This is a genomic window from Mesorhizobium sp. M0145 (genome assembly GCF_040322355.1).
Taxonomy (GTDB): domain Bacteria; phylum Pseudomonadota; class Alphaproteobacteria; order Rhizobiales; family Rhizobiaceae; genus Mesorhizobium.
Genome location: NZ_JAMYTK010000016.1, coordinates 1 through 25546 on the forward strand (window position 1 = coordinate 1; position 25546 = coordinate 25546).

The 25546-nt window shown below is 62.8% G+C and carries 25 protein-coding genes; 5 read left to right on the forward strand and 20 right to left on the reverse strand.

Annotated features, from left to right (window positions below):
- From NKJ28_RS21510 to NKJ28_RS21520, 3 genes are all read right to left on the reverse strand, one after another.
- Positions 1-528, reverse strand: a 528-nt coding sequence (locus NKJ28_RS21510; RefSeq protein WP_352636891.1) for a transposase, incomplete at its 3' end; no start/stop codon positions are given.
- 201 nt (positions 529-729) lie between these two features.
- The gene (locus NKJ28_RS21515; RefSeq protein ID WP_352636892.1) at positions 730-1305 is read right to left on the reverse strand and encodes a DUF308 domain-containing protein; all 576 of its coding nucleotides are present in this window, start codon (positions 1303-1305) and stop codon (positions 730-732) included.
- 77 nt (positions 1306-1382) lie between these two features.
- Positions 1383-1979 carry a TetR/AcrR family transcriptional regulator gene (locus NKJ28_RS21520; protein ID WP_352636893.1) on the reverse strand — a complete coding sequence of 199 codons (597 nt, stop codon included), beginning with the start codon at positions 1977-1979 and terminating at the stop codon, positions 1383-1385.
- A 725-nt stretch (positions 1980-2704) separates the two neighbouring features.
- Between NKJ28_RS21520 and NKJ28_RS21525 the strand changes: the two genes are divergently transcribed.
- Together NKJ28_RS21525 and NKJ28_RS21530 are read left to right on the forward strand one after the other, a co-directional pair.
- Positions 2705-3622, forward strand: a complete 918-nt coding sequence (locus tag NKJ28_RS21525) for an alpha/beta fold hydrolase (RefSeq protein WP_352636894.1) — start codon at positions 2705-2707, stop codon at positions 3620-3622.
- A 210-nt stretch (positions 3623-3832) separates the two neighbouring features.
- Positions 3833-4051: a hypothetical protein gene (locus NKJ28_RS21530; protein WP_245274746.1), complete on the forward strand. Its 219-nt coding sequence runs from the start codon at positions 3833-3835 to the stop codon at positions 4049-4051.
- Here the strand turns inward: NKJ28_RS21530 and NKJ28_RS21535 are convergent.
- Positions 4048-5196, reverse strand: coding sequence for a hypothetical protein (locus tag NKJ28_RS21535; RefSeq protein ID WP_352636895.1), 1149 nt, complete (start codon positions 5194-5196; stop codon positions 4048-4050). The genes NKJ28_RS21530 and NKJ28_RS21535 overlap by 4 nt on opposite strands.
- Positions 5197-5250: 54 nt before the next feature.
- Between NKJ28_RS21535 and NKJ28_RS21540 the strand changes: the two genes are divergently transcribed.
- Positions 5251-6336 carry a DUF1186 domain-containing protein gene (locus NKJ28_RS21540; protein ID WP_352569542.1) on the forward strand — a complete coding sequence of 362 codons (1086 nt, stop codon included), beginning with the start codon at positions 5251-5253 and terminating at the stop codon, positions 6334-6336.
- A 45-nt stretch (positions 6337-6381) separates the two neighbouring features.
- On the opposite strand, the gene recQ is transcribed toward NKJ28_RS21540, so the two are convergent.
- The 9 genes from recQ to uxaC all read right to left on the reverse strand — a co-directional run bounded on the left by recQ (position 6382) and on the right by uxaC (position 15719).
- Positions 6382-8217 (reverse strand): DNA helicase RecQ, encoded by a 1836-nt coding sequence (gene recQ, locus NKJ28_RS21545; RefSeq protein ID WP_352636896.1) that lies wholly within the window; start codon positions 8215-8217, stop codon positions 6382-6384.
- Positions 8218-8577: 360 nt separating this feature from the next.
- Positions 8578-8916 (reverse strand): cupin domain-containing protein, encoded by a 339-nt coding sequence (locus tag NKJ28_RS21550; protein WP_352636897.1) that lies wholly within the window; start codon positions 8914-8916, stop codon positions 8578-8580.
- Between the two features lie 24 nt (positions 8917-8940).
- The gene (gene kduD, locus NKJ28_RS21555) at positions 8941-9708 is read right to left on the reverse strand and encodes a 2-dehydro-3-deoxy-D-gluconate 5-dehydrogenase KduD (protein ID WP_352636898.1); all 768 of its coding nucleotides are present in this window, start codon (positions 9706-9708) and stop codon (positions 8941-8943) included.
- A complete protein-coding gene (gene kduI / locus NKJ28_RS21560; RefSeq protein ID WP_352636899.1) occupies positions 9705-10562 on the reverse strand; it encodes a 5-dehydro-4-deoxy-D-glucuronate isomerase in 858 nt (285 codons plus the stop codon). The genes kduD and kduI overlap by 4 nt, the downstream gene beginning before the upstream one ends.
- A 28-nt stretch (positions 10563-10590) precedes the next feature.
- Complete coding sequence (locus NKJ28_RS21565) at positions 10591-11367, reverse strand: FadR/GntR family transcriptional regulator (RefSeq protein WP_352636900.1); 777 nt, start codon at positions 11365-11367, stop codon at positions 10591-10593.
- Between the two features lie 10 nt (positions 11368-11377).
- A complete protein-coding gene (locus NKJ28_RS21570) occupies positions 11378-12658 on the reverse strand; it encodes a TRAP transporter large permease (protein ID WP_023678089.1) in 1281 nt (426 codons plus the stop codon).
- A gap of 4 nt (positions 12659-12662) precedes the next feature.
- The gene (locus NKJ28_RS21575; protein WP_023719697.1) at positions 12663-13190 is read right to left on the reverse strand and encodes a TRAP transporter small permease; all 528 of its coding nucleotides are present in this window, start codon (positions 13188-13190) and stop codon (positions 12663-12665) included.
- 103 nt (positions 13191-13293) lie between these two features.
- Entirely contained in the window at positions 13294-14271 is a 978-nt protein-coding gene (locus NKJ28_RS21580; RefSeq protein WP_352636901.1) for a TRAP transporter substrate-binding protein, read from the reverse strand.
- 38 nt (positions 14272-14309) lie between these two features.
- Positions 14310-15719: a glucuronate isomerase gene (uxaC, locus tag NKJ28_RS21585; protein WP_352636902.1), complete on the reverse strand. Its 1410-nt coding sequence runs from the start codon at positions 15717-15719 to the stop codon at positions 14310-14312.
- A 175-nt stretch (positions 15720-15894) separates the two neighbouring features.
- Here uxaC and NKJ28_RS21590 point away from each other — a divergent pair, with 175 nt between their 5' ends.
- Positions 15895-17445, forward strand: a complete 1551-nt coding sequence (locus NKJ28_RS21590) for a mannitol dehydrogenase family protein (protein ID WP_352636903.1) — start codon at positions 15895-15897, stop codon at positions 17443-17445.
- Complete coding sequence (uxuA, locus tag NKJ28_RS21595) at positions 17442-18620, forward strand: mannonate dehydratase (protein WP_352636904.1); 1179 nt, start codon at positions 17442-17444, stop codon at positions 18618-18620. The genes NKJ28_RS21590 and uxuA overlap by 4 nt, the downstream gene beginning before the upstream one ends.
- Position 18621: 1 nt before the next feature.
- On the opposite strand, the gene lepB is transcribed toward uxuA, so the two are convergent.
- The 7 genes from lepB to NKJ28_RS21630 all read right to left on the reverse strand — a co-directional run bounded on the left by lepB (position 18622) and on the right by NKJ28_RS21630 (position 25493).
- Entirely contained in the window at positions 18622-19599 is a 978-nt protein-coding gene (gene lepB, locus NKJ28_RS21600) for a signal peptidase I (RefSeq protein WP_502898283.1), read from the reverse strand.
- Positions 19600-19688: 89 nt separating this feature from the next.
- A complete protein-coding gene (locus tag NKJ28_RS21605) occupies positions 19689-20096 on the reverse strand; it encodes a F0F1 ATP synthase subunit epsilon (protein WP_023678096.1) in 408 nt (135 codons plus the stop codon).
- 119 nt (positions 20097-20215) lie between these two features.
- A complete protein-coding gene (gene atpD / locus NKJ28_RS21610) occupies positions 20216-21781 on the reverse strand; it encodes a F0F1 ATP synthase subunit beta (RefSeq protein WP_023678097.1) in 1566 nt (521 codons plus the stop codon).
- A 67-nt stretch (positions 21782-21848) separates the two neighbouring features.
- Positions 21849-22733 (reverse strand): F0F1 ATP synthase subunit gamma, encoded by an 885-nt coding sequence (locus tag NKJ28_RS21615; protein ID WP_352450898.1) that lies wholly within the window; start codon positions 22731-22733, stop codon positions 21849-21851.
- A 28-nt stretch (positions 22734-22761) separates the two neighbouring features.
- Complete coding sequence (gene atpA, locus NKJ28_RS21620; protein WP_352636905.1) at positions 22762-24291, reverse strand: F0F1 ATP synthase subunit alpha; 1530 nt, start codon at positions 24289-24291, stop codon at positions 22762-22764.
- Positions 24291-24851 carry a F0F1 ATP synthase subunit delta gene (locus tag NKJ28_RS21625; protein WP_352636906.1) on the reverse strand — a complete coding sequence of 187 codons (561 nt, stop codon included), beginning with the start codon at positions 24849-24851 and terminating at the stop codon, positions 24291-24293. The genes atpA and NKJ28_RS21625 overlap by 1 nt, the downstream gene beginning before the upstream one ends.
- A gap of 246 nt (positions 24852-25097) precedes the next feature.
- A complete protein-coding gene (locus tag NKJ28_RS21630; RefSeq protein ID WP_292656459.1) occupies positions 25098-25493 on the reverse strand; it encodes an AGROH133_08824 family phage infection protein in 396 nt (131 codons plus the stop codon).
- Positions 25494-25546 lie beyond the last annotated feature (53 nt).

Below are 25546 nucleotides of genomic sequence, written 5' to 3' on the forward strand. Positions count from 1 at the left end.
CGCCTGGCTGGCGATCACGCCCGCCTCGCGAGCCCGCTCGTAGCGCGCGTCCAAAATGAGATACGGATAGCTTTCCTCGAGCCGCCGCGTGAAGAACGCCTTGAGCGCCTCATCCAGCCGCATCGTCGCCTCGCTCACCGTCGAGGCCGAGAAAGAGTGGCCGCACAATTCCTCCGTCACCGCCTTCACCTTGCGGGTCGAGACGCCCTGCACGTACATCTCGACCAGCGCCGACACCAATGCCTTCTCCGAACGCTGGTAGCGCTCAAACAACTCCGTCGAGAACCGGCCAGCCCGATCCTGCGGAACGCGAAGCTCCAGCACCCCGACCCGCGTCACCAGCTTGCGCTCGTAATAGCCGGACCGGTAACTCGTCCGCTCCCCTTTCTCGGCCCCGATCGCCTCCGTCATCTCGGCTTCAAGAACCTCCTGCACGACACTCTGCAATGCCTGGCGAAAGCCGTCCTCATCCGACAACAGCAACGCTTTCAACTCGCCTCTGCTCAGTCTAACGTCTCGATTGGTCATGGCACTTCCCCTTCCACGGGAATCGGTGATCGCAACGTCACCACCGTGCCATGGCCGCTCGCCCCTCAGAGCAAGCCCCGTTCTCTCTCCAAAACTTTTTGCAGAACCTTCAGCACACTATCCACTTCGGAATGGTGTCCAACCCGGACCCATAGGTAACAGCATCTCTCATCGCGCCGGTAATGGCTTAAGATCGCGGGCCTATGCAGCCTTCCGCCGCAATTGGCTCACGCTCAGCCACACCGCCGAAACAAGGAAGTAGAGGGCGCCTACTGCGGCATAGCCGGCCACGTTGGAGATCGATGGCGGCATCGGCATCCGCGCCTGCGCGATGAAAAACGTGCCTGCCAGTGCCGATTGCCCTCCGCTCAGGACCATCGCCCACTGCGCACCAGAGCTCTTCCAACGGCGGACGGCGGTGCCGAGTTGAAGCAGGCCGGACAGGATCGCCCATAGGCCGAACACGCCCAGCACCCAATTCATGCTCATCTTCAGCGCAAAAACGACCGCGAGCGTTGTCGCCACACTGACCACGACGTTGATGGTCTGGGTGCGATTCTGTCCCAATCCTCCGCTGCGCGATGCGTCGACAAAATTGGCCAAGGCATCCCATGCAGGATAAGCCACGAGTAACACCGCCGCGACCACCCCGGAATGCTGTCCCATCGTAAAGGCAGCCGCCACCCAGACAGCCGAGAACGCCGTCCGAGCGAAGTAATAGAGCTTGAGCCATTGTTCCTGACTGGCGCGGGAAAGATCGCCACTGTGAACCGTCATTGGATCGTCCTTTCGACTAGTAGGTAGGGACTCTCGACGAACGTCGCAGAGTGATTGCTAGTATAGTTAGTTGAGATCTAGGCCCGTATCCGGGGGGAAGCGCGGAGGCGCTCCAGGAGCGGGCCCGTCACGACGGCGAATATCTTCGGATCGCCATAGGCCCGTGCCGAAAGCATCGCGCCGTGAACGGTCGCCATGAACGCTTCAGCCTCGGCACGAGGGGTACTCATCAGTCGAAATTGGCCGTGCCGCGCACCGCGCTCCATCACCGATGTCAGCCAAGCCGACAGCGAGCGGAAATGCGCCCGGACCTCAAGGCCAACTTCCTCGGGCAGCACGGGGAGCTCGCTTGCCAACAGCGCGCAGATACAAAACGGGGCGCTGGCGTTCGCGATGCAGGCTTCCCAATACCCGGCATAGATCCGCAACTGTTCGAGCGGATCGGATTCGTGAAGTTCGACATTTGCCATCCCCGCTTCAGTTTCTTCGCGATACCGCGCAACCAGCGTCCGAACCAGATCGACCTTGCTTGGGAAATGGTGATGGATGCTCGCCTTACGGATCCCGACCACTTCAGCAATGTCGGCATAACTGAAACCGTTGTAGCCGCCAGCGACGATCAGCGAACGTGCACAAGCCAGGATGTCATCAGAGGTGGTAGACAAGTTGCTCATGCTTTTACCTACCTTCTGGTAGGATGGCAGTCAAGCCTCCTTGCACCGCGAGTAGCGTGAAATTGCGTGGCTATGGCGTAGACGTCATTCGATCTTCATTGTTTTCGGCCCGCCGTCCATTCAGAAAGCTCCGGGTGTTTGTCGATCGAGGTAGCCATCCCACTTCGAGGACGAGGCAACACCCTCCGGCCGACCGGACCACCGCTAATCGCCGTGCGGCACTAGGCGTTTGCACCGACTGCGCTATCTCCCCATCGTTAGCTTGTTCTATCGCTGGTTGAAGACTGGGGAGGTTTCCATGGATCGGCGACTATTTTTGACAGGAATGTTTGGCATTGCCGGGGCCGCGGCCCTTGCAAGCACAGTTCGGCCAATCAACGCAGTGGCCGGCGTTCCAACTGCCAGAAGCGGCATTCTCGATGAACTCGAGGCGCCGGATGTCGAGACCTTCGACGACGACGAAACTCAAGCGGAGTTGCAACCAGTCTATCATCGCCGGTGGCATATGCCGCGCCGGCGCCGCCGGCGCGCTTGGAGAAGGGTCTGTCGCGTTTACTGGCGAAATGGCTATCGGCGCAGGCGGTGCTTCCGCAGGCGCGTTTGGGTCTGGTTTCGATTCTAGCAACTGTCCGGCTTGAACCCTGGCCATCGCGGCCGGGGTTTTCGCCTCAGGCGGCCGTTAGCGCCCTTAGGGAGCTTTCCTAAGGGCGCGGAGGAGGCTGACGGTGTTTGCAGGTTTCAGAGCCACCAGCCTACGACTGGACGATACGACGATTTTCGCAAGGGTCGGAGGCACCGGTCCGCCGCTGCTGCTTCTTCACGGTTTTCCAGAAACGCATCTGATGTGGAGGGATATCGCCGCAGCCTTGGCGCTCCGCTTCACGGTGGTCGCCGCCGACCTTCGAGGCTATGGGCAAAGCGGATGTCCGATTTCCTCTGCCGATCATAGCCCATACGCCAAACGCGCCATGGCCGGCGACATGGTTCAGGCCATCAAGCAAGTGGGGTTTGAGCGGTTCATGGTTGCCGGGCATGATCGCGGCGGGCGGGTTGCCTATCGCCTGGCGCTGGACCATCCCGACAAAGTGCTCAAAATCGCCGTCCTCGACATCATCCCCACCGCCGCAACATGGGATCGGGCGGATGCCAGACTGGCGCTTGGCTTCTGGCCCTGGAGCCTTCTTGCCCAGCCGGAGCCCCTGCCGGAGCGTCTGATCGGCGCGGCTCCCGATGCTGTCGTCGACGATGCAATAACGCAGTGGGGATCGTCAGCGAAAATGGTCTCCAAAGAGGTCAGGAACGCCTATGTTGATGCGCTTGGCGATCCCGCGCATATTCATGCCATCTGCGAAGAGTATCGCGCCGCTGCGACGATCGATCGTGAACATGACGCGTTGGACCACGCAAACGGTCGTCGCATCGACTGTCCGCTACTGGCGCTATGGAGTGGCGAAGGCGCCCTGGAGAACTGGTATGCGCAAGAAGGCGGGCCGCTGGCCATCTGGAGGAAATGGGCCGACAGAGTGGCAGGACGCGCTGTCCAAGGCGGGCACTTTTTCCCGGAAGAGCACCCCGACAAGACGGCAGCGGCTCTCTCGGAATTCTTTGAAGACAAACAGGTCGGTCAGCACAGAGTATTGTAGAGGTCACATGCTTCAGTTACGCGGAACCTCGCGAGTGCTTCGCGGCCCTAGATCGAGAACCCTCCGAAAATCCGCCCGTCCGGCATCAATGTGCTTGATAAGGGAATGAAGGCGATCTCCACGGCCACGCCTCTGATATGCAGCCTCATGTTTGTCGGAAGTTGCGCATCGCCTTTGCCGGCATCCTTTGATGCTGCGAAATACGACAAGATGAGTTGCGTCGAGCTCAACGTGGCGATGGGCGCTGTCGCCGACGAAATGTCGGCGACAGCCATCGCTCGTGGCAAAGTCGTCCACACCAACATTCCGGGCTGGCTGTTGGGAGGGCAGCGTGTCGCCTCGACCGTGGCTGCCCGCCAGAGCGCGAAGATCGAGCGCTTGCGGCAGCAGGAGGCAGCGATTGCAGCGGCGAGACGAAGCAGGTGCTAATCGTCTCTTAGCCGTTCGATAAAACGCCTCTTATGGATATGCCGATCGCGGATCGCCTGCAGCCTGCGAGCAAAATCGTGGGTCGTGCCACATTCCTCGGCGATTGCCTTGAGGTCGAGCAGAAGGCTGGCGGCCTCATCGTAGCCGGGAGGGTTGCGGCGTTCGATCCCGCTCTCCACCTCACGCCAGACGCTTTCGCCGCGCCGCGAGAGCGCATCGAGCCGAATACGGCGGGCGCGCGCCTCTTCCGCCGCCTGCCGTTTTCTTTCAGCCTCTCGTTGCTCCTCCTGCGCGCGCTCGCGGGCCTGACGGATCGCCTCGGCACGGGCTCGCAGTTCGCCGGCCGAGCGCGGAACAGTGGCCATAGGGCTTCCAACAGAGGCTTTCAACATCGAGCGATTCCGAACGAACGCCCGAAGCTCGTTTTCAACATACCGATCGCCGTCGACGAGACGAACGAGCAGCGTCGTCTTTTCATGATCGGACAAGGCGCCGACTGAACGCCGGACCATATCCGGCGACAATTCCGTTGTCGTGCCGGCGGGACGCTCGGCCGCCGCAGCGACGAGGTCGGCGTCGAGCTGAAAGAAGCGCGCGAAAGCGTCGAGCGCGGGCGTCATCGGGCCGATCCCCGGCAAAGGCTCCGCCTCGTCCGGCTTGACGGAACCGATCTCGGCCGCCTTCAGCCACAGCAGGTAGAAAAGCCTCAGATCGCCGCCGAGCACGTCGGCGCGCAGCGGCGCCAGTGCTTCGAGCCAGTGCGAGTCGTCGTCCCAATTATCCCAATCGTCCGCAGGTTCCAGTTCTTCGCACAGGATGTCGACGATCAGGTTCTCGCCGGACGTGCTGATCTCGAGGCAATCGACCGCATGCAGGAATCCCTCGAGACGCTGCCGGTCGATTAATCGCGCTGGAAACCGGATCATCAGCCGGTGGGTGCCCCAATTCGCCAAATAGAGATGAAGATCGAACCAACGCCGCATCAACGCGACCGGATCGCCTTTGAAGTCGCCCCACTCGTAGAAATTCGTGAAGCTCGTGGCCGTAATCCGCGCCCGCGTCGACACATCGCGCAAGTCCCGGCGATCCGCTTCGCTGAGTGGGCGGTCGACCGCCCGAAACTCGTAGTATTGATATTCGCTCATGGTTGCTTGGCTGCTGGCCGATCCTCGTCCCACAGGTCAGTTCAGGATAGAGCTGTGTCGAGATCGAACTCGCCCCGTCTGGCACTTTCTGCACAGGAATTTGCCGTTTGTGCGGATGAACTGTTGAAAGGCAGCCGGCCTGTCGTAGATTTGGCAAGCGCGAACGGCAGCGAGGATGCCATGAAGAAGGAAGAACTGGACTCCGTCCTTGGCCGGGGCAAGCCCGGCTTCGATCTCGGTCCGATAGAAGATCAACTACATGCCGTGGCAAACGAGCAGCAATTGCCGGATGTCGCAATCATTCACTGCATAGCGAGGATTGAAGAATCGGCTCCCGCGCTGCGTGCCGTCGTCACAAGAGCGGCCGAAGGAGAGGCTCTGTCGCGGGATGATCAGATGCTGCTCTTGCGAGGCATCTACATTCTGGGCGGCGCTCGCGACACTAGAACGTTCGGGCCCTTGTTGCGCCTGCTGCGCCGGCCGGGACGCGACCTCGATGACCTGCTCGGCGACGTGGTGACCGAGAGCATGGCGCGTATCGTCGCCGGCGTATTTGATGGCGACGCCGACGCTTTGTTCAGCTTGATCAGCGACCGCTCCGTCGATGAATTCGTCCGCGATGCAGTTTTGGGCGCAGCGACCTTCCTGACCTGGGAAGGCCGCATCGAGCGTGACCGAATGCGAGATTTTCTCGAGCGATTCCACACCGAGAGGCTGGCCGATGACGACGATTTCGCCTGGATCGCCTGGCTGGGGGCGATCGCCCTGCTTGGCTTGCGCGATCTGGCGTCACTTGTTCACAGCGCATGGAACGACGGCCGCATCCCCGAAGGGGTAATCGACCGCCGCGATTTCGAAGACGATCTCCTGGCCGCCGAGCAAAGCCCAAACGACATCGATCGATTCGAGCGCGCCGCTCTCGGCTATATCGACGACGTGCTTGAAGCGTTGGAATGGACCAGCCACCTTGAGTATTTTGGCGAGGAAGATTGGCAATCGCCCTTGCCGGAACAAACTTGGCTCGACGAGTTGTCGAGATTGACAGCGCCGGTCACAAATCCTTGGCGCCATGTCGGACGCAATGATCCGTGTCCCTGTGGAAGCGGCAAGAAAGCAAAGAAATGCTGCCTGGCAAACTAACCTGTTGCAGTGTCGCGCAATTGCGAGTTTGATTTTTGGCTACCCTCACGCCGATCCACCGGATTGATGCGCAGCGATCGCGCCGAGGAATATCTCGCCGAAATCCTTGAGCTTGGCGGCGCCGACGCCGTTGACCGCGGCGAAGGCGTCCAGATCACGCGGGCAGCGTTCGGCCATATCGATCAGCGTACGATCCGAAAAGATCACGAAGGCCGGCACCTGGCGTTCCCGGGCAAGACGCAGCCGTACAGCCTTGAGCGCGGCCAGCAGCGCCGAATCCAGACCTTCCGTGCCTGCTGCGGTATCCTCAGGACGTATCTTGCCTCGCGATGACTGGCGCGCGTCCAAGCGATACCGGAACGAAGCCTCGCCCCGAGCCAGCGCACGGCCCTTCTCGGCAATGGCGAGGCCGCCATGGCCGGCTGAGTCCAATGTCAGGAACCCTCCCGCGACGAGTTGGCGGAGCAGCGACAGCAAGAAACTCTTTTTATGCGCCACACCGGTGCCGAAGCTGGCAAGCCTGTGGTGGTTCCTGTCCAGGACCTTCTCGGTCTCATGGCCGAGCAGCACATCGACGACATGGGCGACGCCGAAGCGCTCGCCGGTCTGTGCGATCGCCGCCAGGATGATCCGCGCCTCCGCCTCGCCATCCGCATGCGGCGCCTGGTCGAGGCAGTTGTCGCAATTGCCGCAAGGCGAAGCACTTTCGCCGAAATAGCCAAGCAGGATCTGACGGCGGCACTGCGTCGTCTCGCAATAACCGATCAGCGTATCGAGTCGGCCATGCGCGCGCCTTTTGTGCTCAGCCGGCGCATCCTCGTCTTCGATGAAAAGCCGCCGCATGCGGATATCGCCGAGACCGAACAGCATATGTGCCTCGGCCGCCCGCCCGTCGCGGCCCGCCCGCCCGATTTCCTGATAATAGGCCTCCAAGCTGCCCGGCAGGTCGGTGTGGAAGACATAGGCGACATCCGGCTTGTCGATCCCCATGCCGAAGGCGATGGTCGCCACCATCACCACGCCGGACAAGGTCATGAAAGCGTTTTGATTCGCTTCACGCGCGTCCTTGCTCATGCCGGCATGATAGGCGAGCGCGCGTACGCCGTTCCGCTCGAGGAACGCCGCCATCTCTTCGGTCTTTTTGCGTGACAGGCAATAGACGATCCCGCTGCGGCCCGCATGGCGCTGCACGAAGCCGAGCAGTTGGCGCTTGCTGTCCTGCTTGGGCTCAATGCTTAGCTTGATGTTCGGCCGGTCGAAGCCGAGCACCACGGTATCGACGCGCCCGTCGAACAGTTGCGCGGCAATGTCGGTGCGCGTCGTCTCGTCCGCCGTCGCCGTCAACGCAATGATCGGCACTTTCGGGAAGATATCACGTAGTCTCGACAATTCTTCGTATTCGCGCCGGAACGCCGGTCCCCATTGGGAGATGCAATGTGCCTCGTCGATGGCGATCAGCCGGACATCGAGCTTGGTCAACGCCTCGAGCATTCGCACCGTCATTAGCCGCTCCGGTGCAAGATAGAGCAGGCGCGTCTGGCCTGCCGCGACACGGCGCCATGCAGCGACATTGGCGTCGCGGTCGAGCGAGGAATTGATCGTATCGGCCGCCACGCCGGCAAGGCGCAATGCGGCGACCTGATCCTGCATCAGGGCCACCAGCGGCGAAACGACAATGGTGAGCCCGCCCAGCACCAGCGCCGGGACCTGGTAGCAGAGCGATTTGCCGGCGCCGGTCGGCATGACAGCCAGCACATGATGCCCGGCCAGCAGCGCCTCCATCACGGCCGCCTGGCCGAGACGAAAATCATCGAAGCCGAATACATCCTTCAGGACGCGCCGCTTGGAATCCTCTGCCGGGATGCTCGCTGCTACCTGCATTACAGAACTTTCGGGGATACGACCTGCCGAAATTCCCCGGCGAATCGCCAGGTGATTGCCTGGACAGCAGATTCGAACATTTATCGACCCCTCTGGTCCTGTCCGCGGCACCGCCTGAGGCGAACTTCTCTCTCATTGGCCGATATCAGACCGTCGTTCCAGCCCCTATTCGCTTTGGCTGTGAATATCGCACCGCCTCGGAGCGGTTAATCCTATCTTCACTATCATTCGGCAGGTTCAGGTTCTGCGGTGATGTTTTGAGTACCGCGGCGCCACAAGCGCCCAGGCAACACGCCCGCGTCTCTCCGGAGGCGCGGGTTTTTTTCTGAGAACCGGCTGCCTGATCTTCGGGCCCGCAGCTCAGTCGAGGAAATCGGCGCGGTGTGGCGTGAAGCTGTCGACCAGCCGTCCCGCCTGCAGCGCCTTGACGCCATGGACAAGGTTGGAAGGAACGATGAAGCTGCTGCCGGTTTCCAGGACCTCGGTCCTGCCGTCGATGGTGACTTCGAAGCGACCTTCGGCGACGTAGCTCGCCTGGACATGCGGGTGCGAGTGCAATGCACCGACACCACCCTTGTCGAAACCGAATTCGACCATCATCAGTTCATCCGTGTGCAGGAGCACGCGCCTGCGGTTGCCATCCGGCGTCGGCGTCCACGCAGCCTCGCCGGCATGCGAGAAGATTTTGGTTCCGGTCATCGCCAAACTCTCACCTTTTGTTGTTCATCGTGCCAGCCAGCCGCCGTCCACCGGCACCACCGCGCCGTGCATGTAGTTGGACGCTGGCGCCAGCAGGAAGACGGCTGCGTCGCCGATGTCTTCCGGCGCGCCCCAGCGGCCGGCCGGAATGCGCGCCAGGATCGAAGCGCTGCGGTCGGGATCGGTGCGCAGCGCCTCGGTGTTGTTGGTCTCGATATAGCCGGGCGCAATGCCGTTGACGTTGATCCCCTTTGCCGCCCATTCGCACGCCAGCAGCCGTGTGATGCCGAGCACGCCATGTTTGGAGGCGGTGTAGGAGGCGACGCGAATGCCGCCCTGAAAGCTCAGCACCGAAGCGATGTTGACGATCTTGCCACGCCGTCCAGATTCGGCAAGCACGCGCCTGGCAAAGCGCTGGCTGAGGAAGAACACCGTCTTCAGATTGACGCCGATGACGTCATCCCAGTCGGCTTCGGTGAGGTCGACCGCGTCGGCACGCCGGATGATGCCCGCATTGTTGACCAGGCCATCGAGCGGTCCGGTGCCGTCCCAGACGCGGTCAAGCATCGCCTGGGCAGCTGCATCATCACCAAGATCGCAGCGGACCGCCTCGAAGCGGCCGCCAGCCGCCGCAATCTTCTCCGCCGTCTCGTCCATCGCCGACCGGCCGACGCCGACGACCGCGCCGCCGGCGCGCGCGATCGACACGGCGATGCCCTGGCCGATGCCGGTATTGGCGCCGGTGACGAGGATGCGCTTGCCGGCAAGGCTGAAGGCCGAGAGATCGCTCACTTGAGCTCCTCCATCGCCACCAGGTCGACATCGGTATAGTCGACATTGTCGCCGGCCATCGCCCAGATGAAGGCGTAGTTCGAGGTGCCGGCGCCCGAATGGATCGACCATCCCGGCGACAGCACCGCCTCCTCGTTGCGCATGACGAGATGGCGCGTTTCGTCCGGTTCGCCCATGAGGTGAAACACCCGCGCCGCCTCCGGCAGGTCGAAATAGAGATAGGCCTCCATGCGCCGGTCATGCACATGGCATGGCATGGTGTTCCAGACCGAACCGGGGGCAAGCTGCGTCATGCCGACGACAAGCTGACAGGTCTTTACGCCATCGGCATGGATGAACTGGAAGATCGAGCGCTCGTTGGAGGTCGCCTGGCTGCCGAGATCGAGCCGCTTGGCATCGCCGATGCGGATCAGCCGGTTGGGATGGCCCTGATGCGCCGGCGCGCTGAGCAGGTAGAATTTAGCCGGCGCTGCCGGATTGGTCGCAGCGAACGATACCTCATCCGTGCCCATGCCGAGATAGAGCATGTCGCGCGCCTGCAACTCGTAGGATTGACCGCCGGCTTTCACGACGCCGGCACCGGCGATGTTGACGATGATCATCTCACGGCGGTCGAGAAAATTCTTGGTCCCGGTCGGCTTGATCGCCTGCAGCGGCAGCGGTGCGCCGGCGGGCATGGCGCCGCCGACTATCATGCGGTCGTAATGGGTGTAGGTCAGGCTGATGCGGCCGGGCTGGAACAAGTCCTCGATCAGGAAATTGTGTCGCAGCTCGTCCGTTCCCATGGCTGCGGCAGAAACAGGATCGATGGCGAAGCGGGAGGTGAAATCCGTATGATTGTCAGTGTGATTCATTGCTGTCCCATGGGGCTGCCTCAATTGCTTATTCAGTTGCCGCGGCGTTGACCGAGTCGGCATAAAAAATCTGGCGCGCGTGCAGGCGCTCGCGATAGCGCTGCTGGCTGGCACCGAGATGCGCGCGCATCGCCTCCCGCGCCGCTTCGGCATCGCCTGCCGAGATGGCATTGAGGATCATCAGGTGTTCGCGCTGAAGGCCGCGCTGGTAGGCGTCGGACTGTGCGAACTCGGTCGACCAGGGCGAGGTCACATCGCAAGGAATAGCGCGCCGGCCGAGCACGTCGAGCATCTCGACATAGAACGGATTGTTGGTGGCGCTGGCGATTGCGCGGTGGAAGGCAAGGTCTGCCGGTCCAGTCGGCTCGCTGTTGAGGAGCAGCCGTTCGAACTCGAAGAAGGCTTCCTGGATTGCCGCTTCCTGCGCGGCGTTGCGGCGGATGGCGGCGAGCCCGGCGGATTCGATCTCGATCGCCAACCTGACTTCGAGCACGTTGAGGGCAATCGAATCCTTGCTGCCCATCTCCGCTGCCAGAGCACCGAACGCTGTCGAGATATGTTCGGTCACGAAAACGCCGGCGCCTTGGCGCGGCTCGACCAGGCCGTCCGCGGCAAGCTTGGCCAGCGCCTCGCGTATCACGGTGCGGCTGACCCCGAAGGTTTCCGTCAGCTGGCCCTCGGTCGGCAGCTTTTGCCCAGGCTGGATCTCGCCCGCCTGCAGCTGCTTGCGGATCGCCGCGACCACGGTTTCCGAAAGCTTCGGTCTTCGTTCGACGCGGAGCCCGACGGCAGTGTCCGATGCCATGTCGCACCCCCTATTTGAAGACGCTCGGCAGCCATAGCGAAATGGCCGGAATGTAAGTGACGAGCGCCAGCACCACGAGGCCTGCGCCATAGAACGGCCAGATCGAGCGCATCGATTCCCACACGGATATCTTGCCCACGGCACACGCCACGAACTGCACTGCGCCCACGGGCGGCGTGTTCAGCCCGATGCCGAAATTGAGGATCATGATGACGCCGAAATGCACCGGATCGACACCATAGGCCTGCGCCACGGGCAGGAAGATTGGCGTGCAAATGATGATCGTCGGCCCCATGTCCATGAACGTGCCGAGGAACAGCATCAAGAGGTTGAGCAGCAGAAGCACGACCAGCGGATCGTCCGAGATCGCATTCATGGAGGCGATGAGCGCTGCCGGCACTTTCAGGAAGGCCATCAGCCACGAGAACGCCGCCGCCATGCCGATGATGAGCAGCACCATGGCCGTGGTGCGCACGGCGCCATGGGTGGCATGAACGAACCCTTCCCAGGTCATCTGCCGGTAAACGAAGACGGTCACGAGCAGCGCATAGATGACGGCGATACAGGAACTCTCGGTGGCGGTGAAGACGCCCGATCGCACGCCGCCGAAGATGATCGCGATCAGCAGCAGGCCGGGCACGGCGACGGCGAAAAGATGCGCGACCGCGGTGAAGCCCGGAAACGCCTCGGTCGGATAGCCGCGGGAGCGCGCCACGATATAGGCGGTGACCATAAGTGACAGGGCCAGTAGCAGGCCCGGGATGATACCGGCCGTGAACAGATCGGCGATGGAGATCTTTCCGCCTGCCGAGATCGAGTAGATGATCATGTTGTGCGACGGCGGCAGCAGCAGCGCGATCAGTGCCGCCATCGACGTGACGTTGACGGCGTAGTCCGCCCCATATCCACGCGCCTTCATCTGCGGGATCATCAGGCCGCCTACCGCCGCTGCCTCCGCCACCGCTGAGCCGGAAATGCCGCCGAACAGTGTAGCGGTTGCAATGTTGACCTGGCCGAGGCCGCCGCGCAAATGGCCGACGAGCGAGCCAGCGAAGGCAACGATCTTGCTGGCGATGCCGCCGCGCACCATCAAGTCGCCGGCGTAGATGAAAAACGGAATGGCCAGCAGCGAAAAAACGCTCATGCCGGAATTCAGGCGCTGGAACACGATGAGCGGCGGCAGGCCCATATAGAGGACGGTGGCGAGGCTTGCGACGCCGAGGCAGAAAGCGATCGGCGTGCCGATAAGCATCAGCAGGGTGAAGACGCCGAAGAGAATCCACAGTTCCATGGCGTCAGACCTTCACGTTGGCGGTGTCGAGTTCGGCCGCGACTTCGGCCGGCGGCAGTTCATCGAGGGCGTCGTCGATCGGCGCGCCGGAGAGGCGAAGCACGATGCGCTCCAGCGTGAAGAGCACGATGAGCGCGCCTCCCGCGACAAGCGGGACATAGTCCCAGCCCCCCGATATGCCGAGTGACGGCAAGACGGAGCCCCAGGTCAATGCGACCAGCTGGCTGCCATACCAGATCATGCCGATGCCGAAGGCGAGCGCGACAAGATCCGAAATCATCCGCAGCCAGCGCTTGCCGCCTTTCGGAAGTACGTAGAGCAGGACGTCGAAGCCGAGGTGATAGTTTTCGCGCACGCCGACGGCAGCGCCGAGGAAAATGAACCAGCTCATCAGCATCACCGAGCCCGGCTCGGTCCAGCTCGGCGAGCGGTTCAGAACATAGCGGCCGAACACCTGCCAGGCGACGAAGGCGGTCATCAGCACCAGCCCGATGCCGGCGATCGACAGCGCCGCCGTGCTGACGCGCGACATCACTTGCGCGACGCCGGAAAGGAGCGGTGTTGGTCTTGGGCTGGAAGTCACCGGTTTTCTCCCTAGGAGGATGGCGGCACGGAATGTCCGCGCCGCCGCCTGATCACTGCACGGCCTTGATGGCTTCGACCATGGCCTTCAGCTTGTCGTCCTTGACGTGCTTCTCGTAGACCGGCCCCATCGCGTCGATGAAGGGCTGCTTGTCCGGCGTCGTGATCTGCGAACCGGCCGCCTCGACCTTGGCGCGCGATTCCTTGACCTTGGCGGTCCACAGCTCGCGCTGCTTGGCGACGCTTTCCTTGGCGGCCGCCTTGAAGATCGCCTGGTCTTCCGGCGTCAGCTTGTCCCAGCTCGACTTCGCCATGACGAAGGCTTCCGGCACCATCGTGTGCTCGTCGAGCGAATAGTACTTGGCGACTTCCGCGTGCTTGGCGGTGTCGTAGCTCGGAAAATTGTTCTCCGCGCCGTCGATCACCCCGGTCTCGATCGCCGAATACACTTCGCCATACGGCATCGGCGTCGCGTTGGCGCCGAGTGCCGCCACCATGTCGACGAAGATGTCGGACTGGATGACGCGGAATTTCATCCCGGCCATGTCGGCTACGGTGTTGATCGGCTTCTTCGAATTATAGAAGGAGCGCGAGCCGCCGTCGTAAAAGGCGAGCAGCACCAGCCCGACCTGGTCGAACGCCGCCGCGATCTGGTCGCCGATCGCCCCGTCCATGACCTTGTGCATATGCTCTTCCGAACGGAAGATGTAGGGCAGCGAGGGCACGGTGGTCTCGGGGATGAGCCCGTTGAACGGCGCCATCGAAACGCGGTTGAGATCGATCACGCCGGTGCGCACCTGCTCGATCGTGTCCTTTTCCTCGCCGAGTTGCGCGGAAGGATAGATCTCGACCACATAGCGGCCGGCCGTGCGCTCCTTCACCAGCTCGCCGAAATATTTGACCGCCTCGACCGTCGGATAGCCATCCGGGTGGGTGTCGGACGAGCGCAGGACCGTCTGGGCGCTTGCCGATCCGGCCAGCAGTGCGGCGGCAACTAGCGTAGCTCCCGCCAGTCTCGAAAAATGCAGCATTGGTTTCCTCCCTTTTTGAACGATGGCGGCAAGCGCCGTTAGAGCCGGTACGCCTTTTTCGCGAGCGTATAGGCAAGTTCCTGCGCCAGCTCGTGCGCCTCGTCCTCGCCGAGCCGATGCTCGGCGACGAGACGCGCCAGATATGCGCAATCGACCCGGCGCGCCACATCATGGCGGGCCGGTATGGATGGAAAGGCGCGGGTGTCGTCGTTGAAACCGACGGTGTTGTAGAAACCGGCCGTTTCGGTGGTCATCTCACGGAACCGGCGCATGCCTTCGGGGCTGTCGTGGAACCACCAGGCCGGGCCGAGCTTCAATGCCGGGTAGACGCCGGCGAGCGGCGCCAGCTCGCGCGCATAGCTGGTCTCGTCGAGCGTGAAGAGGATGATGGTGAGGTCGCGCTCCAGCCCGACGCAGTCGAGCAGCGGCTTCAGCGCCGTCACATAGTCGGTTCGGGTCGGAATATCGAAGCCTTTGTCCCTGCCGAACTTGTGAAAGATAGCCGGCGAATGATTGCGCCAGGAGCCGGGATGGATCTGCAGGACCAGCCCGTCGTCGCGGCTCATCTTGGCCATCTCGGTCAGCATCTGGGCGCGGAACAGCTTTCGCTCGCGCTCGTCGTCCGAGCCCCGGCGGATGCGGTTGAACAGCTCCTGCGCGGCGGCATCCGAGAGATTGGCGGTTTCGGCCGTCGGATGGCCGTGATCGGAGGAAGTCGCACCGAAACTCTTGAAGAAGGCGCGCCGCTGGCGGTGCGCCTCGAGATAGCCTGTCCAATTGCCGGTATCGCACCCGGTGATCTCGCCAAGCCGGTCGAGATTGGCCGAGAACCCTTCGAAGTCGGGATCGACGATCGCATCCGGCCGATAGGCGGTGATGACGCGGCCCTCCCAGCCGCTGTCGCGGATCATCTGGTGCCATCTGAGATCGTCGAGCGCGCCTTCGGTCGTTGCGATGACTTCAATGTTGAAGCGCTCGAACAGCGCTCGCGGGCGAAAATTCTCCCACTGCAGCAAGGTCGAGATCATATCGTAATGGCGGTCGGCGGTTGCGGCCGTCAGCGGCTCGTCGATGCCGAACAGATGGGCAAGCACATGGTCGAACCACAGCCGGGTCGGCGTACCCCGGAACAGGTAATAATGCTCGGCGAAGCGCCGCCAGATCGTTCTGCCGTCGGTTTCCACCGGCGAGCCGTCAAGCGTCGGCACCCCAAGCTCCTCAAGCCGAACGCCCTGGCTGAACAGCATGCGGAAAATGTAGTGGTCCGGCACGATCAGCAACTGCGCCGGATCGGGAAACGCCTCGTTGAGCGCATACCAGCGCGGATCGGTGTGGCCGTGCGGGCTGACGATCGGCAGGTCCTTGACCGCGGCGTAGAGATCACGGGCCAGCGAACGCGGGCGCGCCTCGGCGGCAAACAGCAAATCCGGATCCGTCAATGCGGCCACGCAAATCCTCCCAATCCGGACATCGGTAGGGTTGGAAAGAAATAATGTCAACATACAAAAACTGGGTTGTTGTATGATGACTTTTCGTCGGCCATTGCCCATTGTGCGTGACGGCATCGGGTGTTACGCCGCCTGACAGCAGTGACCCAACAATCTCGATCAGACACGTGGCGCAATGACCAATAGACGCCTTTCCAACAGCACGCTGAAGGCACTGCCGGCTTCGGTCACGGTTCCGCGCTACGCCCGCGGCGGCGGCGCACCGGGCATCGTCCATCTCGGTGTCGGTGCCTTCCATCGCGCCCACCAGGCGGCCTATGTCGACGACTGCCTGGCGGCGGGAGAGGCGGACTGGGGCATTGTCGGCGTGTCCTTGCGCAGTCCTGACACGCGCGACGCACTGGAGCCGCAGGATGGCCTCTACACGCTGGCGATCAGGAGCAGCATCGGCGAAGAGCTGCGCGTCGTCGGCTCGATCCTGTCGCTGCTGGTGGCGCCGGAAGATCCGGCTGCGGTGCTCGCCGCCCTGACCGATCCGCGCACCCGCATCGTCACGCTGACGATCACCGAAAAGGCCTATTTGAGGGCAGCCGGCGGCGGCCTCGACAATACCCACCCCGACATCGTCCATGATCTGGCCAACCCGCAAATGCCACGGACGGCGCATGGTTTCCTGACCGAGGCGCTGTCGCGCCGCCGTGCCGCCGGCATCCAGCCTTTCACCGTGCTCTGCTGCGACAACCTTCCGGCCAATGGCGCCACGCTGCACCGCCTGCTGGTCGAATTCGCCGCACTGCGCGATGCCAGGCTCGCCACTTCAGGCGATGCCAGGCTCGCCACTTCAGGCGATGCCAGGCTCGCCACTTCAGGCGATGCCAGGCTCGCCGCACACATCGCCGACGGCGTCGCGTTTCCGTCGAGCATGGTCGACCGTATCGTGCCGGCGACTACCGACGCCGACCGGGCGCGTATCGCCGTCGAGCTCGGCGTCGAGGATGCCTGGCCGGTGATGACCGAGCCGTTCTGCCAATGGGTGGTCGAAGACGATTTCCCGGCTGGCAGGCCGGCCTGGGAAAAGTTCGGCGCCACCATGGTCGGCGACGTCGGGCCCTTCGAGGACATGAAGCTGCGGCTGCTCAACGGTTCGCATTCGGCAATCGCCTATCTCGGCCTGCTCAGCGGCTACGACACGGTCGACCGCGCCTTTGCCAATCCGGCGATCCGGCAATTCGTCGACGGACTATGGGCCGAGGCCATCCCGACGCTGCCGCAGGACGCCGGGCTCGATACGGCCGGCTACACGGCCCAGCTCGCCGAACGCTATTCGAACACCGCGCTCGCCCATCGCACTGCGCAGATCGCCAATGACGGCAGCCAGAAGCTGCCGCAGCGCATCGTCGCCTCGGCCCTCGATCGGCTGGGTGCCGGTGACCCGCCCGCGCATCTCATGCTGGTGGTGGCGGCCTGGATCACCGCTTGCGAGGCGCGCGGCAAAACCTTGCCGGAAGCCCATTTTACCGACCCGATCGACGCTCGGCTTACGGCGCTCGGCAGCCGGCCGGCTGATGAAACGGTGACAGCGATATTCGATCTCGCCGGCTTCGCCAAGGACCATTCCCACCGCATGACACTGATCGATCTGACGGCAGCCCATCTCGAGCGCCTGCGGCGGGGCGGACCTGCCGCTGCCTTCGCGGCGCTTGGCATAGGGAGTGAGAAGCCATGAGACAGACCTGGCGCTGGTTCGGGCCGGACGATCCGGTGACGCTTGCCCATGTCCGTCAAGCCGGCGCCGTCGGCATCGTCAGCGCGCTGCATCACCTCAATGACGGCCGCGCCTGGCCGGCGGACGAGATCGCCAGGCGCAAGGCCGACATCGAGGCAGCAGGCCTGACCTGGGATGTGGTCGAGAGCATCGTCGTCCATGAGGACATCAAGACCCGCAGCGGCAACTGGCGCAGCCTGATCGACAATTACAAGGCGTCGGTCCGCGCCGTCGCCGCCGCCGGGATCAATACCGTCTGCTATAATTTCATGGCGATCACCGACTGGACGCGCACCGACCTCGATTACCCGATGCCGCATGGCGGCACGGCGCTGCGCTTCGATGTCGTCGAGCTCTGCGCCTATGACGTCTTCATCCTTGAGCGAGAAGGGGCGGAGGCCGATCACCCACCGGCCCGCGTCGAGGCCGCGCGTGTGCGACTGCAAGGGATGAGCGACAGCGACAAGGCAAGGCTGGAGCGCAACCTGATCGGCTGGGTGCCGGCGCGCGAATTCATCTTCGATCGGGCAAGCTTCCGCCGCGCCCTCGACCTCTACAAGGACGTCTCCACCGAAGGCCTGCGCGAAAACCTGTTTGCCTTCCTGCGCGAGATCGTGCCGGTGGCCGAAGAGGCCGGCGTCAGGATGGCGATCCACCCCGACGATCCGCCCTTTTCGTTGTTCGGCCTGCCGCGCATCGTTTCCAGCGCCAATGATGCCCGCGCGCTGCTCGACGCGGTCGCTTCGCCGGCCAACGGGCTGACGCTGTGCACCGGCTCCTACGGCGCGGGCGCGCAGAACGATCTGCCGGCAATGGCAAAGGCCTTCGCCGAAAACATCCATTTCGCCCATCTGCGCAACGTCACCAAGGAGCCCGACGGCTCCTTCCACGAAGCCGAACACCTCGACGGCGACACCGACATGGTGGCGGTCGTGTCGGCGCTGATTGGCGAAGAGCGGCGGCGCAAGGCGGCAGGCAGGGCGGACTGGCAGGTGCCGATGCGTCCGGACCATGGCCATGCCATCGTCGATGACATCGGCAAGAAGGTGAACCCCGGCTATTCCTGCATCGGCCGCCTGAAGGGCCTCGCCGAACTGCGCGGCGTCATGCGCGCAGTAGAGGCACTGACAGTTTGAGCTACTTGCTCGCCTGGCCGTTCAGCGTCTGTCGAGACGAATAATCGGTACCTTTGGAATTCCAGAACAGCCGCAGGGCCTTGCCGACCAGATTTTCATAGGGAACAAACGCGACACTGAACCGGCTGTCGGAGGCATTGTCGCGGTTGTCGCCAAGCACGAAGTAGTGGCCTGCGGGCACCTCAAACACGCGCGTATTGTCGCCGATCGAGTTGTCGGTGAGGTTGAGAACGGAATGGGTGACACCCCCCGGCAAGGTTTCGCTTTGGAGCTTGGCTCTCGAGAACTCGTCGGACGAAAAAGTACCAATATCGTCGAGTCCCACCGCGATATCGTTGATGTGAAGCACCCCGTCGATGATCTGGATCTTCTCGCCGGGAAGGCCGACAATCCGCTGGATGTAGTCCACGCTCGGATCGGGCGGGAACTTGAAGACAACCACATCTCCCCTTTTGGGTTCCGCGCCGAATATACGTCCATCAACGGGAAGCAAGTTGAACGGCACGCTGTAGCGGCTGTAGCCGTATGCCATTTTGGAGACGAAGAGATAGTCGCCTTCCTGCAACGTCGGCACCATGCTGCTGGAGGGAATCGAAAAAGGCTGGAGCAGGAACGCGCGTATTGCGAATGCAGCCGGATACGAGGTCAGAAAGACGAGCACCAGCACCGAAAGCCCACGCGCGTACCATCTGTCCGGCTTGAACCGGTGCGCGAAGGGAACAACGATCGCTGCCCACAGGGCCATCAAACCGATCCCTGAAAAATTGGCCCACCAAGCAAGATCGACGCCAGGCAATACCGGAAAGCCAATGTAAATAAGCGCGAAAACGACGACGCTGATCACCACCAGGCTGGCGACCGCCAGTTTGCCGCTGCCGATCCAGAGGAACCCGCCAAACGGGCCGCCAAAGGCCGAAACCAGGGCCGTCGACCATCTGGATCGCGAGATAGTTTCTTGTTGCACTGCTTGTTCTGTCATCGGCCACCCCCACGCCAAGGCAGCCAGACTGTCCACCAAACAAAAAAGCGGGGCAAGCCCGCTTTTTCAGTTAGTCATTTGACCGGAACTCACGCCGGCAACAGCGCACCTTCAAGCGTCGTAAGCTGGTTGAGGAACTGCTCGGCCTTGCTGCGGGTCTGGTCGTCCTTGGCGTCGGCGGCGTCTTCCCTGGCCTCCTGGATGCGGCGGGCAAGGTCGGCGCGGTCGATGTCGCCGACGGCCACAGCCGATTCCGCCAGCAGCGTGCAGCCGGCCGGAACGATGTCGGCAAAGCCGCCGAACACCACGTAGCGCTCTTCCTTGCCTTGCGCGGTCTTCAGCGTAACGACGCCCGGCTTGATTGTGGTCATGACCGGCGCGTGATGCGCCATGACAGTCATCTCGCCTTCGGCGCCCGGGATGACGACAGATTCGACCTGCTCGGAAACCAAGAGGCGCTCCGGCGAGACCAGTTCGAATTTGAAAGCTTCAGGCATGATCAATTTAGCGACTGGTGAATGGTGAATGGTGAACGGTCAGAAAGAATGACCTTCACTCAGCCCCCGATTTCCTATCCGCTACTCCCCATTCACAATTCACTATTGACCATTCACCATCAGGCCGCTTCAGCGGCCAGGCGCTGTGCCTTCTCGACCGCTTCCTCGATGCCGCCGACCATGTAGAAGGCGGCTTCTGGCAGATGGTCGTAGTCGCCGTTGCAAAGGCCCTTGAAGCCCTTGATGGTGTCGGCGAGGTCGACCAGCTTGCCCGGTGCGCCGGTGAACACTTCGGCGACGAAGAAGGGCTGCGACAGGAAGCGCTCGATCTTGCGGGCGCGGGCCACCGTCTGCTTATCCTCTTCCGACAGCTCGTCCATGCCCAGGATCGCGATGATATCCTGCAGCGACTTGTAGCGCTGAAGGATCGACTGCACCTGGCGGGCGACCTGGTAATGCTCTTCGCCGACAACCATCGGGTCGAGCATGCGCGAGGTCGAATCGAGCGGATCGACCGCCGGATAGATGCCCTTTTCCGAAATCGCGCGGTTGAGCACGGTCGTCGCGTCGAGGTGGGCGAACGAGGTCGCCGGTGCCGGGTCGGTCAGGTCGTCGGCCGGCACATAGATCGCCTGCACCGAGGTGATCGAACCCTTGGTCGTCGTGGTGATACGCTCCTGCAGCGCACCCATGTCGGTAGCCAGCGTCGGCTGGTAGCCCACGGCCGAAGGAATGCGGCCGAGCAGCGCCGACACTTCCGAGCCCGCCTGCGTGAAGCGGAAGATGTTGTCTACGAAGAACAGCACGTCCTGGCCCTGGTCGCGGAAATATTCGGCAACCGTCAAGCCGGTCAGGCCGACGCGGGCGCGTGCGCCCGGCGGCTCGTTCATCTGGCCATAGACGAGCGCTGCCTTGGAGCCTTCGCCGCCGCCCTTCTTGTTGACGCCGGACTCGATGAACTCGTGATAGAGATCGTTGCCTTCGCGGGTGCGCTCGCCGACGCCGGCGAACACCGAGAAGCCGCCATGCGCCTTGGCGACGTTGTTGATCAGTTCCTGGATCAGCACCGTTTTGCCGACGCCGGCGCCGCCGAACAGGCCGATCTTGCCGCCGCGGGCATAGGGTGCCAGCAGGTCGAGCACCTTGATGCCGGTGACCAGGATCTGCGCTTCCGTCGACTGCTCGACATAGGTCGGCGCCGGCTGGTGGATCGAGCGCATCTCGATGCCGTCGACCGGGCCTGCCTCGTCGACCGGCTCGCCGATGACGTTGATGATGCGGCCGAGCATGCCCGGGCCGACCGGCACGGTAATCGGTGCACCGGTGTCATAGACGTCCTGGCCGCGGACCAGACCTTCGGTCGAGTCCATGGCGATGCAGCGCACCGTGTTCTCGCCCAGATGCTGGGCCACTTCGAGCACGAGGCGATTGCCGACATTGATCGTCTCAAGCGCGTTCAGGATCGCCGGCAGATGTTCGCCGAACTGGACGTCGACAACGGCGCCGATGACCTGGCGAACCTTGCCTGCCAGGCCGGTTTTCTTGATGGTGGCGGCCGGCGTATTCACAGCGGCGGCCTTGGTTGCTGCCGCCTTCTTGGCCGGAGCGGCCTTTGCTGCTGCCGGAGCCTTCGCTGGTGCCGCGGCCTTAGGGGCTGCCGTCTTGGGGGTCGCTGCTTTCGCCATCGTCTTTACCCTTTTCGTCTCTTTGTTTCTCACACGCTTGAGGTCGATGACCTCCTTGTGGGCGTGCCTAGAGCGCCTCGGCGCCCGAAATGATTTCGATCAATTCCTTGGTGATCTGCGCCTGCCGCTGGCGGTTGTAGGTGATCGACAATTTGTTGATCATGTCGCCGGCGTTGCGCGTCGCATTGTCCATGGCGCTCATCTTGGCGCCCATCTCGCCGGCAGCATTCTCGAGCAGCGCGCGAAAAACCTGCACGGAAATGTTGCGCGGGATGAGATCGGAGAGGATCTCGCCCGGCTCCGGCTCGTATTCGTAGACGGCGCTGCCGCCGTCCTTCACTTCCGCGGCAGCCGAAGGCGCGCCCGCCGGGACAATTTGCTGCGCCGTCGGGATCTGGCTGATCACCGACTTGAACTGCGAATAGAACAGCGTGCAGATGTCGAAGCCGCCTTCGTTGAACAGGTGGATCACCTTCTTGGCGATGGCATCGGCATTGACGAAGCCCAGCGTCTTGACCTCGCGCAGGTCGACACGCTCGATGATCAGCGCCCCGTAGTCGCGGCGCAATATGTCGAACCCCTTCTTGCCGACGCAGATGATCTTGACCTGCTTGCCGTCTGCCAGAAGCTTGCGGATGTGGTCGCGGGCAAAACGGGCGATCTGCGAATTGAAGCCGCCGCACAGACCGCGTTCGGCGGTGCAGACGACAAGCAGATGCACGTCGTCCTTGCCGGTGCCGGTCATCAGCGCCGGGGCATCGCCGCCGCCGCCGATCGCCTGGGTGATATTGGCCAGCACCGCGCCCATACGCTCCGAATAGGGACGCGCCGCTTCCGCCGCTTCCTGCGCGCGACGCAGCTTCGCCGCGGCGACCATCTGCATCGCCTTGGTGATCTTCTGCGTCGCCTTGACCGAGGCGATACGGTTACGAAGGTCTTTTAACGAAGGCATGCTTCAAACCTGATCCCGTCCGTCCTGCTCAAGCAAAGGTCTTGGCGAAGGCGTCGATTTCTGCCTTCAGCCTAGCGCGCAGATCGTCGGACAGCGCCTTCTCCTGTCGGATGCCGTCGAGCACGTCCTTGCCGGCCGAGCGCATATGCGACAACAGGCCATGCTCGAACTTGCCGACCTGGTTGATCGCCAGCTTGTCGAGATAACCGTTGACGCCGGCGAAGATCACCGCGACCTGCTCCTCGACTTTGAGAGGCGAGAATTGCGGCTGCTTCAACAGCTCGGTCAGGCGCGAGCCGCGGTTGAGCAGGCGTTGCGTGGCGGCGTCGAGATCGGAGCCGAACTGCGCGAAAGCAGCCATTTCGCGGTACTGCGCGAGCTCGCCCTTGATCGACCCGGCAACCTGCTTCATCGCCTTGATCTGCGCCGAGGAGCCGACGCGCGACACCGACAGGCCGACATTGACCGCCGGACGGACGCCCTGGAAGAACAGATTGGTTTCCAGGAAGATCTGGCCGTCGGTGATCGAGATGACGTTGGTCGGGATATAGGCCGACACGTCGTTGGCCTGCGTTTCGATGATCGGCAGCGCCGTCAGCGACCCACCGCCATTTTCGTCATTGAGCTTGGCGGCGCGCTCGAGCAGGCGCGAGTGCAGGTAGAAGACGTCGCCCGGATAGGCTTCGCGGCCCGGCGGACGGCGCAGCAGCAGCGACATCTGGCGATAGGCGACGGCCTGCTTCGACAGGTCGTCGTAGCTGATCAGCGCGTGCATGCCGTTGTCACGGAAATATTCGCCCATGGTGCAGGCGGTGAACGGCGCCAGGAACTGCATTGGCGCCGGATCGGAGGCGGTCGCGGCGATGATGATCGAATAGTCGAGCGCGCCGCGCTCTTCCAGGACCTTGACGAACTGCGCCACCGTCGAGCGCTTCTGGCCGACGGCGACATAGACGCAGTACAGCTTTTCCTTCTCAGGGCCGTTGTCGTGCACCGATTTCTGGTTGAGCATGGTGTCGAGGATGATCGCGGTCTTGCCGGTCTGGCGGTCGCCGATGACCAGCTCGCGCTGGCCGCGGCCGACCGGGATCAGCGCGTCGATGGCCTTGAGGCCGGTCGACATCGGCTCGTTCACCGATTTGCGCGGGATGATGCCGGGCGCTTTGACGTCGACGCGCTTGCGTTCGGTGGCCTGGATCGGGCCTTTGCCGTCAATCGGGTTGCCGAGCGCGTCGACGACGCGGCCGAGCAGGCCCATGCCGACGGGCGCATCGACGATGGCGCCGGTGCGCTTGACGGTGTCGCCTTCCTTGATGTCGCGGTCGGCGCCGAAGATGACAACGCCGACATTGTCGGCTTCAAGGTTGAGCGCCATGCCGCGGATGCCGCCGGGGAACTCGACCATCTCGCCGGCCTGGACATTGTCGAGGCCGTAGACGCGGGCGATACCGTCACCGACGGACAGCACCTGGCCGACTTCGGAGACCTCGGCCTCCTTGCCGAAATTCTTGATCTGGTCTTTCAGAATTGCGGAAATTTCCGCGGCGCGGATGTCCATCAGCCGACCTCTTTCAGTGCAAGCTTGAGCGAATTGAGTTTGGTTTTGAGCGACGTATCGATCTGGCGCGAGCCGATCTTGACCACCAGTCCGCCGAGCAGCGACGGATCGACGGTGACCGTGATCGCCACGTCCTTGCCGGCGACGCTTTTCAGCGCTGCTTTCAGCTCGGTTTCCTGGGCAGGCGTCAGCGCATGCGCCGAGGTGACCTCGGCAGCGGTCTCGCCGCGGTGTTCGGCGGCGATCTGGCGGAACGCCTTGATCATGCCGGGCACGGCAAACAGCCGGCGATTCTGGGCAACGACGCGCAGGAAATTGCCGGTGAGGCCGGTGATCCCCGCTTTGTCGGCGATCGCGGCGATCGCCTTGGCCTGGTCCTCGCTGGAGAAGACAGGGCTCCTGATCAGCCGCGAAAGGTCAGCGCTGCCTTCGAGCATCGCTTCGAAACTGTTGAGGTCGGCCTCGACGCTGGCGACCGAATTGGTCTGCAGCGCGAGTTCGAACAGCGAACCCGCATAGCGTTCTGCGACACCTGAGATTGGCGATGACGATTGGGCCACGGACCGTCTTTTCTCTTGTCTGACAGGCCGCAGATTGTTGGCGCGAGCAAAAACTCTGGCTAAATCTTTGACCTTACTGCATTTTTCCAAGCACGGAGGCGCGGCTTCCGCTATCCCCGGTCGAAAGTCGATTGCCGTCTAGCACAGGCATTTTCAGACCGCAATGCGTCGTCCGGCATGGTTTTCAGGCACTATTGTCGCATCCGCCGGGCGAGTTCAGCAACCAACCCCGGATTGATCCCTGATTCAGGGCAAAAAGCCGAAGGCGAAGGCAAGCGGCAGCGCCGCCAGCACCAGCTCGACGACGATGGATGCCCAGTTGAACGGCGTATTGGCGCCGTCCGACATCATCGATAGCAGCCGGCCGAAGGCGGTGAATAGCCAGGAGAAGCCGAGCGCCATGTAGAGCAGCGGCTGCGCCAGGAGGATGCAGCACAGGCTGAGGCCGAGATAGAACCCCGACATCCGGCCGCGCCCCTCGGCGATCGCCGCCGCCTTCTCCGGTCTGACCTGCAGCCGCAGGATGCGGAATGCCAGCTGTGGCGCCAGGAATAGCAATAGGCCGAGCAATAGGGTCGCGACCGCGCTCGACCACGCCAGCCACTCGCCCTGGCTCATCGGCCATGGAAACGCAAATTCCATCTTGTCCCCTCTTAAATGCATAGTCGAAATTTCGGGCATTCTAGCGAAGCAAG